Raw genomic sequence first — 12,624 nt, 5'->3', positions numbered from 1 at the left:
GACGGCTGCCCAGTGCACGTCAGAAGGGGGCCTTAGGTGGCCGCGCAGGAAGCCGTGGACACGGTCAGAGACCGTGAGATCGGTGTCGAGCAGGAACATCTGGATCACGTCTACCGCCGACTGGAGGAGAAGATCCACGAGGCGGAGTTCCTGATGAACGACGCCGCCCAGCGGGGCCAGGTCGGCACGCCCGGCGCCCTCGCCGAGCGCGACGCCCAGGTCTTCCGGGCCGGCATCCACCTCAACCGGCTCAACAACGAGTTCGAGGACTTCCTCTTCGGCCGGATCGACCTCCTTTACGGGAAGGACGGGAAGAAGGGGCCCGACGGCGCCTACACCTCGATCGAGCCCGCCGAGGACGCCGTACGGCCCGACAACACCGCCGAGATCGGCGAGACCCTCCACATCGGCCGGATCGGCGTCCTCGACTCCGACTACGCGCCGCTGGTCATCGACTGGCGCGCGCCCGCCGCCGCGCCCTTCTACCGGTCCACGCCGGTCGATCCGGGCCGGGTCGTACGCCGCAGGGTCATCCGCTCCAAGGGCCGCCAGGTCCTCGGTGTCGAGGACGACCTGATGCGTCCCGAGCTCCGGGCCACCCTGGACGGGCGGGAACTGCCGGTGATCGGCGACGGCGCCCTGATGGCCGCCCTCGGCCAGGCCCGCAGTCACACCATGCGGGACATCGTCTCCTCCATCCAGGCGGAGCAGGACCTCGTCATCCGCGCGCCCGCCGCCTCCGTCACGTACGTCGAGGGCGGGCCGGGGACGGGGAAGACGGCGGTCGCGCTGCACCGGGCCGCCTACCTGCTCTACCAGGACCGGCGGCGGTACGCGGGCGGCATCCTGATCGTCTCGCCGACCCCGCTCCTCGTCTCGTACACGGAGGGCGTCCTGCCCTCCCTCGGCGAGGAGGGGCAGGTCGCCATCCGTGCGGTCGGTTCGCTGGTCGACGGCGTCGAGGCGACCGCCTACGACGACCCGGCCGTCGCCCGGATCAAGGGCTCCTCCCGGATGCTCGCGGTCCTCCGCAAGGCCGCGCGCGGCGCCCTGGAGACCCCCGCGCCCCGGGCCCAGGCCCAGCTCGCCCTGGGCGAGGACGACGAGCCCGCCGCGCCCGTCGGCACCCCCACGCGCCTGCGTGTGGTCGCCTTCGGGCGCCGTCTGGAGCTGGAGGCCGACGAGCTGCGGCGTATCCGCCACAACGTTCTCGGCGGCGCCGCGCCCGTCAACCTGCTGCGCCCGCGCGCCCGCCGGCTCCTCCTCGACGCGCTGTACTCCAAGTCGGGCGCGGTCGGCCGGCACAGCGACCCGGAGCTCGCCGCCGAACTGCGCTCCTCCTTCGACGAGGACGTCTCCACCGAGGACTCCTTCCTCGGCTTCCTCGACGCCTGGTGGCCCGAGCTCACCCCGCGCCGGGTCCTCGACGCGATGGCCGACGAGCGGCGGCTCGGCCGCTGGGCCCGCCGCATCCTCAACCCGGGCGAGGTGCGGCGGCTCGCCCGCTCGCTGCGCCGCAAGGAGCTGTCCGTCCACGACGTGGCGCTCCTCGACGAGCTGAACACCCTGGTCGGCGCGCCGGCCAGGCCCCGGAGGAAGCGCGAGTACGACCCGCTGGACCAGCTCACGGGCCTGGAGGAGCTCATGCCCGTACGGGAGGAGACCCAGCGTGAGCGGGCCGAGCGGCTCGCCGCCGAGCGCACCGAGTACGCGCACGTGATCGTCGACGAGGCGCAGGACCTCACGCCCATGCAGTGGCGGATGGTCGGGCGGCGCGGCCGGCACGCCACCTGGACGGTCGTCGGCGACCCGGCGCAGTCCTCCTGGTCGGACCCGGACGAGGCCGCCGAGGCCCGCGACGAGGCCCTCGGCACCCGGCCGCGGCGCCGCTTCGAGCTGACCGTGAACTACCGGAACCCGGCCGAGATCGCCGAGCTCGCCGCCAAGGTGCTCGCCCTCGCCATGCCGGGCAAGGAGTCGCCGCGCGCGGTCCGCTCCACGGGCGTCGAGCCCCGTTTTGTGCCGGTGCGGGAGACGGCGGGGAAGCCGGATCTGGCCGAAACCGTACGGTCCGAGGCGCGGCTGCTCCTGGAGCGGGTCGAGGGCACGGTCGGTGTCGTCGTGGCCATGAACCGGCGTCAGGAGGCGGCCCGCTGGCTCGCCGAGCTGGGCGACCGCGTCGTGGCGCTCGGTTCCCTGGAGGCGAAGGGCCTGGAGTACGACGCCACGGTGGTCGTCTCGCCCGCGGAGATCGCGGACGAGTCCCCGGCCGGTCTGCGGGTGCTCTACGTGGCCCTGACCCGGGCTACGCAGCAGCTCACGGTGGTCGCGGGCGCGGCGGACATGCCGGACGAGGCGGGGGTGCCGGACCTGCTGCGGGACTGACCTCCCCCGGCCCGGGGCAGGGCCGGGGGTGCCGTACGAGGGCCGATTTCCAGTCAACCTGTGGCGCTGGAATCACCAACCAGGGTGGTTTGTTAGCCTTGTCGTGGCACCGGCTCGATCCAAGCCCCCGGGCCCAACCTTCGTCCCTCTGAGGGACCACTTGCCGCGAGGCGAGCATGGCGGGTCGGTGCCACTTAGACGTATGTACAAAGTTGAGGCCCTCGTCACCCCTGGTGACGGGGGCCTCTTCTGTTTCCCCAGCACTTCTCGTATGGTGGAAACTACTTTCCGAAAACAAAATGACCGCATTACCTGCTACCGGCAGGTAGGTGCGACCATCGGAGGGCGCCGCCGGGCAACCAGCCGGGGCGGCGTAGCAACGAAGCTCAGGGAAAGCAGAGGAACTCGGCCATGGCAACGGCGCCCAGCGTCTCGTACTCGATGACGGTCCGGCTGGAGGTTCCCGCGAGCGGAACCGCGGTCTCCCAGCTCACCACGGCGGTGGAGTCCCACGGCGGATCCGTCACCGGCCTCGACGTGACCGCCTCCGGCCACGAGAAGCTCCGTATCGACGTCACCATCGCCGCGACCTCCACCGCGCACGCCGACGAGATCGTCGAGCAGCTGCGCACGATCGAGGGCGTCGTCCTGGGCAAGGTCTCCGACCGTACCTTCCTGATGCACCTCGGCGGCAAGATCGAGATGGCGTCCAAGCACCCCATCCGCAACCGTGACGACCTCTCGATGATCTACACCCCGGGCGTCGCCCGCGTGTGCATGGCGATCGCCGAGAACCCCGAGGACGCCCGCCGCCTCACCATCAAGCGCAACTCCGTCGCGGTCGTCACCGACGGCTCCGCCGTCCTCGGCCTCGGCAACATCGGCCCGATGGCCGCCCTGCCCGTCATGGAGGGCAAGGCCGCCCTCTTCAAGCGCTTCGCCGGCATCGACGCCTGGCCGATCTGCCTCGACACGCAGGACACCGACGAGATCGTCGCGATCGTCAAGGCGATCGCCCCCGGCTTCGCGGGCATCAACCTGGAGGACATCTCCGCGCCGCGCTGCTTCGAGATCGAGGCCCGGCTGCGCGAGGCCCTCGACATCCCCGTCTTCCACGACGACCAGCACGGCACCGCCATCGTCGTCCTCGCCGCCCTCACCAACGCGCTGCGCGTGGTCAACAAGGGCATCGGCGACGTACGGGTCGTCATGTCCGGTGCCGGCGCGGCCGGTACGGCCATCCTGAAGCTGCTGATCGCGGCGGGCGTCAAGCACGCCGTCGTCGCCGACATCCACGGCGTCGTGCACGCGGGCCGCGAGGACCTCGTGGATGCCGCGCCCGGCACTCCGCTGCGCTGGATCGCCGACAACACCAACCCCGAGGGCGTCACCGGCACCCTCAAGGAGGCCGTGGTCGGCGCCGACGTGTTCATCGGCGTCTCGGCCCCGAACCTGCTGGGCGCGGATGACGTCGCCGCGATGGCGGAGAACGCGATCGTCTTCGCGCTCGCGAACCCCGACCCGGAGGTCGACCCGGCCGCCGCCCGCCAGACGGCCGCAGTCGTCGCCACCGGCCGCTCGGACTTCCCGAACCAGATCAACAACGTGCTGGTCTTCCCGGGTGTCTTCCGCGGCCTCCTGGACGCCCAGTCCCGTACGGTCAACACGGAGATGATGCTGGCGGCCGCCACGGCCCTCGCCGACGTCGTCACCGAGGACGAGCTGAACCCGAACTACATCATCCCGTCGGTCTTCAACGACAAGGTCGCGGGTGCGGTCGCCGGAGCCGTGCGCAACGCGGCGAAGGCGGCGGCCGGCGGCCCTGCGGCGACCGGGCGCTGACGGCGCGTCGCGATTCGCGGAGGCGTAAACCCGCCTTTAGGGTGGCTTTTCGGCTCCGCGTGGTTTTCGCGGAGTCGACAGAACGTCACCACCACGGGGCTCTGGCGCTTTTCGTGTGACCCCAGGGGGTGCCGGATTGGCGTTCCCGCCGCTGGTGGGGGCAGGATGCGTGTTTGGGCGCGAGGGTCTGTCATTAGACCCGGGTCCGGGGACTGTCCGAAGGCCCTGGCAGCATCGGCTTCGCTGTACCCAATCACGCGGCTTCCGCCGCGTGGCACGCCTCACAGGCAAGAAGAACACGGGAGTAACAACATGAACCGCAGTGAGCTGGTGGCCGCCCTGGCCGACCGCGCCGAGGTGACCCGCAAGGACGCCGACGCCGTGCTGGCCGCTCTCGCCGAGACCGTCGGTGAGGTCGTCGCCAAGGGCGACGAGAAGGTCACCATCCCCGGCTTCCTGACCTTCGAGCGCACCCACCGTGCCGCTCGCACCGCTCGTAACCCGCAGACCGGCGACCCGATCAACATCCCGGCCGGCTACAGCGTGAAGGTCTCCGCGGGCTCGAAGCTCAAGGAAGCCGCCAAGGGCAAGTAAGGCCCCCAAGGCCGCGTAAGCAGCCTGGAGGCGCAGAAAGGGCGGCCACCCTGTCAGGGGGTGGCCGCCCTTTCGTTTGCCCGTCAGACGGGCAAGGACGCCTTCGGAGGCCGGTGTACGCGCGTGCGTGGCGCCCTGTGAAGGGGCCACGCACCCGCGTACCGCCCGATCACACCAGCGCGCTGCCCGGGAGCTCGACCTTGGCGCCGAGCTCGACGAGCTTCTCCATGAAGTTCTCGTAGCCGCGGTTGATCAGCTCGATGCCGTGCACCCGGGAGGTGCCCTGGGCCGCGAGCGCCGCGATCAGGTAGGAGAAGCCGCCGCGCAGGTCGGGGATGACCAGGTCGGCGCCCTGCAGCTTCGTCGGGCCGGACACGACCGCCGAGTGCAGGAAGTTGCGCTGGCCGAAGCGGCAGTCGGAGCCGCCGAGGCACTCGCGGTACAGCTGGATGTGAGCGCCCATCTGGTTGAGCGCGGAGGTGAAACCGAGCCGGGACTCGTACACCGTCTCGTGGACGATGGAGAGGCCGGAGGCCTGCGTCAGGGCCACGACCAGCGGCTGCTGCCAGTCCGTCTGGAAGCCGGGGTGCACGTCCGTCTCCAGGTGGATCGCGTTGAGCGAGCCGCCCGGGTGCCAGAAGCGGATGCCCTCGTCGTCGATCTCGAAGGCGCCACCCACCTTCCGGTACGTGTTGAGGAAGGTCATCATCGAGCGCTGCTGGGCGCCGCGCACGTAGATGTTGCCCTCGGTCGCGAGCGCCGCCGACGCCCAGGAGGCCGCCTCCAGGCGGTCCGGGAGCGCCCGGTGGGTGTAACCGTCGAGGCGGTCGACACCGGTGATCCGGATGGTCCGGTCGGTGTCCATGGAGATGATCGCGCCCATCTTCTGCAGTACGCAGATGAGGTCTTCGATCTCGGGCTCCACGGCGGCGTTCGACAGCTCGGTGACGCCCTCGGCGAGCACCGCCGTCAGCAGCACCTGCTCGGTCGAACCGACCGACGGGTACGGCAGCCGGATCTTGCAACCGCGAAGACGCTGCGGGGCCTCCAGGTACTGCCCGCCCTCCCGCTTCTCGATCGTGGCGCCGAACTGGCGGAGCACGTCGAAGTGGAAGTCGATGGGCCGGCCGCCGATGTCGCAGCCGCCCAGGCCCGGGATGAAGGCGTGGCCGAGGCGGTGCAGCAGCGGGCCGCAGAAGAGGATCGGGATACGGGACGAGCCGGCGTGGGCGTCGATGTCGGCGACGTTCGCGGACTCGACGTGCGTCGGATCGAGGACGAGTTCGCCGGGCTCCTCGCCCGGGCGGACCGTCACACCGTGCAGCTGGAGCAGCCCGCGGACCACGCGGACGTCACGGATGTCGGGCACGTTGCGCAGGCGGCTGGGGCCGCTGCCGAGCAGTGCGGCGACCATCGCCTTGGGCACGAGGTTCTTCGCGCCGCGGACGCGGATCTCACCCTCCAGCGGGGTTCCGCCGTGGACAAGCAGGACATCGTCTGTGCCGGTCATGAATCTCGCGTTCCGGAGTGGGGTCGGTCGGGTGGCCAGTGAAAAGGGTAAGGGGCCATGAGACCTCCATCGGGTGCCTTGGGGGGCCTGTCAGATGTAATGAATTCGGCACAACACCCTCTGTTCCCGTGATCTTGCGGAGCGTCACCGTCCGCTTCTCTCACCGGAACGGCCCACGGGCCCCTCTCCGTCCCTCCTCCCTCGCGGCGGTCACCGAGCTGATCTGCGGTGGTCGGCGACTTCCCGCCATCGCGCCCCTCCGTCCCGTCCGACAACCCCCGCGAACGCCGAAGATGCGAGATCATGTGTCGCATGACCGAGGTGTCCTCGCTCACAGGACGGCTGCTCGTCGCCACCCCCGCCCTCGCGGACCCGAATTTCGACCGTGCGGTGGTGCTGTTGCTCGACCACGACGACGAGGGCTCGCTCGGCGTGGTCCTCAACCGGCCGACGCCGGTGACCGTCGGCGACATCCTCGCCCCCTGGGCCGGACTCGCCGGCGAACCCGGCGTCGTCTTCCAGGGCGGCCCCGTCTCGCTCGACGCGGCCCTCGGCGTCGCCGTGATCCCCGGCGACGAGGGCCCGCTCGGCTGGCGTCGGGTGTACGGGGCGATCGGCCTGGTCGACCTGGAGACCCCGCCCGAGCTGCTCGGACCGGCCCTCGGCTCGCTGCGGATCTTCGCCGGGTACGCGGGCTGGGGCCCCGGCCAGCTGGAGTCCGAGCTCGGTGACGGGGCCTGGTACGTGGTCGAGTCGGAGCCCGGCGACGTCTCCTCTCCGCAGCCCGAGACGCTCTGGCGGCAGGTGCTCAGACGGCAGCGCGGCGACCTCGCGATGGTCGCGACGTACCCCGACGACCCGTCCCTGAACTGAGGGCGACCCGTCCCTCAACCGAGGGCCCCGGCTTTCAGTACCCTTGGCGGTTATGAGCACTCTCGAGCCCGAGCGCGGGGCAGGTACGGGAACCCTCGTCGAGCCGACGCCGCAGGTGTCCCACGGTGACGGCGACCACGAGCGCTACGCCCATTACGTCCAGAAGGACAAGATCATGGCGAGCGCCCTCGACGGCACCCCCGTCGTGGCGCTGTGCGGAAAGGTCTGGGTACCGGGGCGCGACCCCAAGAAGTACCCGGTCTGTCCGATGTGCAAGGAGATCTACGAGTCCATGGGCGCCGGCGGTGGCGACAAGGACAAGGGCGGCAAGGACAAGTAGCGGTGTCCTGACGTCCGGCGATCTCGGGGGGGCCCCCGTCACGCGTACTTCGGTACGTGGGACGGGGGCCGTTTCGCGTGGTGGGGCCCTTCGGTACGCGTTGCGCAGGGTGCATCCGCCGGTCACGGAGTGGTTGAGGTGGTCGAGACCTCTTGTCGGGTCACCGGAGGCGCGCCTAACCTCACGCGTGTTGTGCAGAACGAAACGCGCATTGCGCATGCTGCAACGCACGCACCTGGAGGGGATCCGTCATGAAGCTTCCTGCCCTCCCCCAAGCTCTCGGCTTCGCTCGAGCAGGGGGGACCCCCATCACCGCCCTGGCCGCCGCACTCCTGCTGGCCGGCCTGACCGCCACGGCCTGCGCGCCCCAGACGTCCGACGGCAAGGCCACGACGGACGAGGAGACCGGCACCCTGCGGGTCTGGCTCTTCCAGGAGGTGAGCAACAAGCCCAAGGAACAGGTCGTCGAGCAGGCCGTCGCCGCCTTCGAGAAGAAGCACCAGGGCGCCGAGGTCGAGGTCGAGTACATCCCCGTCGAGACCCGCGCCCAGCGCGTCAAGGCCGCCTTCAACGACCCCAAGTCGGCCCCCGACCTCATCGAGTACGGCAACACCGACACCGCCGGCTACGTCAAGGACGGCGGACTCGCCGACATCAGCGCCGAGTTCGGCGCCTGGGACGAGGCCAAGGACACCGACCCCACCGCCGAGCAGTCCGTCACCGTCGGCGGAAAGGTCTACGGCGCCCCGCTCTTCGTCGGCGTCCGCGCCCTCTACTACCGCACCGACGTGTTCAAGGAACTCGGCCTCACCGCCCCCAAGAGCCAGGCCGAACTCGTCTCCACCGCGAAGAAGATCCGTAAGGCCAAGCCCGACCTGTACGGCATCGCCGTCGGCGGCGCGTACACCTACGGCGCCATGCCCTTCGTCTGGGCGGCCGGCGGCGAACTCGCCACCGCGAACGGCGACTCGTACAAGGCCGCCGTCAACAGCGAGGCCGCCCGCAAGGGCATCACCACCTACACCTCGCTCTTCGGCGACGACAACTGCCCCGCAGCCAAGTGCGCCCAGATGGGCGGCAACGCGACCGTCACCGCCTTCGCCTCCGGCAAGGCCGCCATGGCCATCGGCGGCGACTTCAGTCACGCCGCCGTCGAGGCCGGCACCGTGAAGGGCAAGTACGCCGTCGTCCCGCTCCCCGGCACCACCCCCGGCTCCATCGCCCCCGCCTTCGCCGGCGGCAACAACATCGGCGTCCTCAAGAGCACCTCGCACCGCAGCCTCGCCGTCGACCTCCTCAAGTCCCTGACCGGCAAGGAGACCCAGGGCCGGCTCTTCGACGCGATGGGCTTCCTCCCCACGTACACCGACGTCCGGACCGCGGCGGCGCAGCGGCAGCCCTTCGTGAAGCCCTTCATCGACACCCTCGGCGCGGGCACCAGGTTCGTCCCGGCGTCCCCCGGCTGGGGCCAGATCGACGCCTCCCTCGTGCTGCCCACGATGTTCCAGGAGGTCGTCAGCGGCCGTAAGGACGTCAAGGCGGCGGCCGACGACGCCGCGAAGAAGATGGACGCGGCCTTCGCGCCGGCGGGCTGAGACGCATGACGACCCAGCTCACCGCCCCGGAGGAGCGGCCGGGTGCGATCGCGCCCCCGGCCCCCCGGCCCGCGCGCCGCGGCGGCCCCAGGGGCCACCGCCCGTGGACCCCCTGGCTGTACCTCCTGCCCGCCCTCGCCGTCCTCGGCGGACTCCTCGTCTACCCCGTCTACCAGCTCGGCCTGATCTCCTTCCTGGAGTACACCCAGGCCCAGGTCAGCGGCGGCGAGCCCACCTCCTTCAAGGGCTTCGGCAACTACACGACCCTCTTCGCCGACCCCCAGTTCTGGCAGGTCCTCCTCGCCACCGTCCTCTTCGCCGCCGCCTGCGTCGTCACCACGCTCGCCGTCGGCTGCGCACTCGCCGTACTCCTCACGCGCGTGCGTGCCCTGCCCCGGTTCATCCTGATGATGGCCGCGCTCGGCGCCTGGGCCACGCCCGCGATCACCGGCTCGACGGTCTGGGTCTTCCTCTTCGACCCCGACTTCGGCCCCGTCAACAAGCTGCTCGGGCTCGGCGACTTCTCCTGGACGTACGGGCGGTACAGCGCCTTCGCCCTGGTCCTCCTCGAAGTCGTCTGGTGTTCCTTCCCGTTCGTGATGGTCACCGTCTACGCGGGCATCAAGGCCATCCCGTCCGAGGTCCTGGAGGCCGCCGCCCTCGACGGCGCCTCGCAGTGGCGGATCTGGCGCTCGGTCATGGCGCCGGTGCTCCGGCCCATCCTGGTCGTCGTCACGATCCAGTCGATCATCTGGGACTTCAAGGTCTTCACCCAGATCTACGTGATGACGAACGGCGGCGGCATCGCCGGCCAGAACCTCGTCCTCAACGTGTACGCCTACCAGAAGGCCTTCGCCTCGTCCCAGTACAGCCTGGGCTCGGCGATCGGCGTCGTCATGCTGCTGATCCTGCTGGCCGTGACGCTCGTCTACCTGCGCCTGCTGCGACGTCAGGGAGAAGAACTGTGACCACCTTCCGTGTCCGGCGGCCCGGGCGGCTCGCCGCCGAGGCCGTCACCCTGCTCGTCGCCGCCGCCGTCGCCTTCCCGCTGTACTGGATGGTCCTCTCGGCCTTCAAACCGGCCGGCGAGATCCAGTCCACCGAGCCACGGCCCTGGACGCTCTCCCCGTCCCTCGACTCGTTCCGGCGCGTCTTCGAACAGCAGGACTTCGGCCGCTACTTCCTGAACTCGCTGATCGTGGCGGGCACGGTCGTCCTCGCCTCCGCGCTGATCGCCTTCCTGGCGGCGACGGCCGTCACCCGGTTCCGCTTCAGGTTCCGGACGACGCTCCTCATCATGTTCCTGGTCGCCCAGATGGTGCCGGTCGAGGCCCTGACCATCCCGCTGTTCTTCCTCATGCGGGACGCCGGCCAGCTCAACACCCTCGGCGCCCTGATCCTTCCGCACATCGCCTTCTCGCTGCCGTTCGCGATCTGGATGCTGCGGGGCTTCGTCAAGGCGGTGCCGGAGGCGCTGGAGGAGCAGGCCCAGATCGACGGGGCGAGCCGCACGCGGTTCCTGTGGCAGATCCTCTTCCCGCTGGTCTTCCCGGGCCTCGTGGCGACGAGCGTCTTCTCGTTCATCTCGACCTGGAACGACTTCCTCTTCGCGAAGTCGTTCATCATCAGCGACACCTCGCAGTCGACCCTCCCCATGGCCCTGCTCGTCTTCTTCAAGCCCGACGAGAACGACTGGGGAGGCATCATGGCCGGCTCGACCGTCATGACCGTCCCGGTGCTCGTCTTCTTCGTACTCGTACAGCGCCGCCTGGTCTCGGGACTGGGCGGGGCGGTGAAGGACTGACGCGATGACCCACCCCATGGACCTGATCCCGGCGCCCGCGCGCGTGGAGGGGCCGTACCGCTGCGGCTTCGCCCTGGACCGGCGGACGACCCTCAGCGCGGCCGCCGGCACCGGGACCACCGAACGCTGGCTGCGCACCACGCTCGGCGCGGCCTTCGGCCTGCCCCTGCGCGAGACCACCGACGAGAACGCCACCAACGCCGTCCGGCTGCGCATCGACGACACCCTCGCCCCCGAGGCGTACCGGCTCGACGTCCTGATGAACCAGGTGGCCGTGATCACGGGCGGCGGCCCGGCCGGCGTCTTCTGGGGAGCCCAGACCCTCCGTCAGCTCCTCGGCCCGGAGGCCTTCCGCAAGGCACCCGTGAAGGAGGGGGCGGTCGCGGCCGTGACGGCGCAGACGATCGAGGACGCCCCGCGCTTCGCCTGGCGCGGCCTCATGCTCGACGTCTCCCGGCACTTCATGCCCAAGGACGACGTCCTGCGCCACCTCGACCTGCTCGCCGCCCACAAGCTCAACGTCTTCCACTTCCACCTCACCGACGACCAGGGCTGGCGCATCGAGATCAAGCGGCACCCCCGGCTCACCGAGGTCGGCTCCTGGCGGTCCCGCAGCAAGTGGGGACACCGGGCCTCGCCCCTCTGGGACGAGACCCCGCACGGCGGGTTCTACACCCAGGACGACATCCGCGAGATCGTCGCGTACGCCGCCGAGCGGCACATCACCGTCGTCCCGGAGATCGACATCCCCGGCCACTCGCAGGCCGCCATCTCCGCGTACCCCGAACTCGGCAACACCGACGTCGTCGACACCGCCGCCCTCACCGTCTGGGACACCTGGGGCGTCAACCCCAACGTCCTCGCCCCGACCGAGGCCGTCCTGCGCTTCTACGAGGGCGTCTTCGAGGAGGTCCTCGACCTCTTCCCGTCCACCTTCGTCCACGTCGGCGGCGACGAGTGCCCCAAGGACCAGTGGAAGGCCTCCCCGGCCGCCCAGGCCCGTATCGAGGAACTCGGTCTCGCCGACGAGGACGAGCTCCAGTCCTGGTTCATCCGCCACTTCGACCGCTGGCTCGCCGCCCGCGGACGGCGGCTCATCGGCTGGGACGAGATCCTGGAAGGCGGCCTCGCCGACGGCGCGGCCGTGTCGTCCTGGCGGGGGTACGGCGGAGGGATCGCCGCCGCCGAAGCCGGGCACGACGTCGTCATGTGCCCCGAGCAGCAGGTGTACCTGGACCACCGTCAGGCGCCGGGCGAGGACGAGCCGATGCCCATCGGGTACGTCCGCACCCTGGAGGACGTCTACCGCTTCGAGCCCGTCCCGCCGGGCCTCTCGCCCGAGGCCGCCGCCCACATCCTGGGAACCCAGGCCAACGTCTGGACCGAGGTCATGGAGAACCGGTCCCGCGTCGACTACCAGGTCTTCCCGCGCCTCGCCGCCTTCGCCGAGGTCGCCTGGTCCGCGCTGCCCGCGCCCGAGGCGCGCGACTACCCGGGCTTCGAGCGCCGGATGAGCACCCACTACCGGCGCCTCGACGCCCTCGGCGTGGACTACCGGCCGCCCGCCGGACCCCACCCCCGGCAGCAGCGCCCGGGGGTCGTCGGACGCCCCCTGGAGGGCACGCCCCCGATCGTGTGAGAGACGCCCCGCCACCCCCGCCCGCCGGCCCGGCGTCCCCTT

General features: G+C 70.7%; 10 protein-coding genes. 9 read left to right on the top strand and 1 reads right to left on the bottom strand.

From position 1 onward, the window contains the following. Positions 1-36 precede the first annotated feature (36 nt). The 3 genes from OG462_RS17895 to OG462_RS17885 all read left to right on the top strand — a co-directional run bounded on the left by OG462_RS17895 (position 37) and on the right by OG462_RS17885 (position 4,821). Positions 37-2,385, top strand: coding sequence for a HelD family protein (locus OG462_RS17895; RefSeq protein WP_406058734.1), 2,349 nt, complete (start codon positions 37-39; stop codon positions 2,383-2,385). A 411-nt stretch (positions 2,386-2,796) separates the two neighbouring features. Then, entirely contained in the window at positions 2,797-4,227 is a 1,431-nt protein-coding gene (locus tag OG462_RS17890; RefSeq protein ID WP_406058732.1) for an NAD-dependent malic enzyme, read from the top strand. 312 nt (positions 4,228-4,539) lie between these two features. Further along, the gene (locus tag OG462_RS17885; RefSeq protein WP_017237029.1) at positions 4,540-4,821 is read left to right on the top strand and encodes an HU family DNA-binding protein; all 282 of its coding nucleotides are present in this window, start codon (positions 4,540-4,542) and stop codon (positions 4,819-4,821) included. A 169-nt stretch (positions 4,822-4,990) separates the two neighbouring features. Here the strand turns inward: OG462_RS17885 and murA are convergent, their stop codons facing one another. Beyond that, a complete protein-coding gene (gene murA, locus OG462_RS17880) occupies positions 4,991-6,331 on the bottom strand; it encodes a UDP-N-acetylglucosamine 1-carboxyvinyltransferase (protein WP_189829864.1) in 1,341 nt (446 codons plus the stop codon). Between the two features lie 312 nt (positions 6,332-6,643). Between murA and OG462_RS17875 the strand changes: the two genes are divergently transcribed. The 6 genes from OG462_RS17875 to OG462_RS17850 all read left to right on the top strand — a co-directional run bounded on the left by OG462_RS17875 (position 6,644) and on the right by OG462_RS17850 (position 12,582). Next, the gene (locus OG462_RS17875; protein ID WP_406058729.1) at positions 6,644-7,204 is read left to right on the top strand and encodes a YqgE/AlgH family protein; all 561 of its coding nucleotides are present in this window, start codon (positions 6,644-6,646) and stop codon (positions 7,202-7,204) included. Positions 7,205-7,256: 52 nt separating this feature from the next. Then, positions 7,257-7,544 carry a DUF3039 domain-containing protein gene (locus OG462_RS17870; RefSeq protein ID WP_024761666.1) on the top strand — a complete coding sequence of 96 codons (288 nt, stop codon included), beginning with the start codon at positions 7,257-7,259 and terminating at the stop codon, positions 7,542-7,544. Positions 7,545-7,795: 251 nt separating this feature from the next. After that, positions 7,796-9,139, top strand: coding sequence for an extracellular solute-binding protein (locus tag OG462_RS17865; RefSeq protein ID WP_406058726.1), 1,344 nt, complete (start codon positions 7,796-7,798; stop codon positions 9,137-9,139). Between the two features lie 5 nt (positions 9,140-9,144). After that, positions 9,145-10,107, top strand: coding sequence for a carbohydrate ABC transporter permease (locus tag OG462_RS17860; protein ID WP_406058724.1), 963 nt, complete (start codon positions 9,145-9,147; stop codon positions 10,105-10,107). After that, positions 10,104-10,943, top strand: a complete 840-nt coding sequence (locus OG462_RS17855) for a carbohydrate ABC transporter permease (RefSeq protein WP_406058723.1) — start codon at positions 10,104-10,106, stop codon at positions 10,941-10,943. Before OG462_RS17860 ends, OG462_RS17855 begins: the two co-directional genes overlap by 4 nt. A 4-nt stretch (positions 10,944-10,947) precedes the next feature. After that, positions 10,948-12,582: a beta-N-acetylhexosaminidase gene (locus OG462_RS17850; protein WP_406058721.1), complete on the top strand. Its 1,635-nt coding sequence runs from the start codon at positions 10,948-10,950 to the stop codon at positions 12,580-12,582. Positions 12,583-12,624 lie beyond the last annotated feature (42 nt).

Source organism: Streptomyces sp. NBC_01077 (genome assembly GCF_045162855.1).
Taxonomy (GTDB): domain Bacteria; phylum Actinomycetota; class Actinomycetes; order Streptomycetales; family Streptomycetaceae; genus Streptomyces.
Note: the sequence above shows the minus strand (reverse complement) of the source record. Positions and strands in the feature narration are given on the sequence as shown.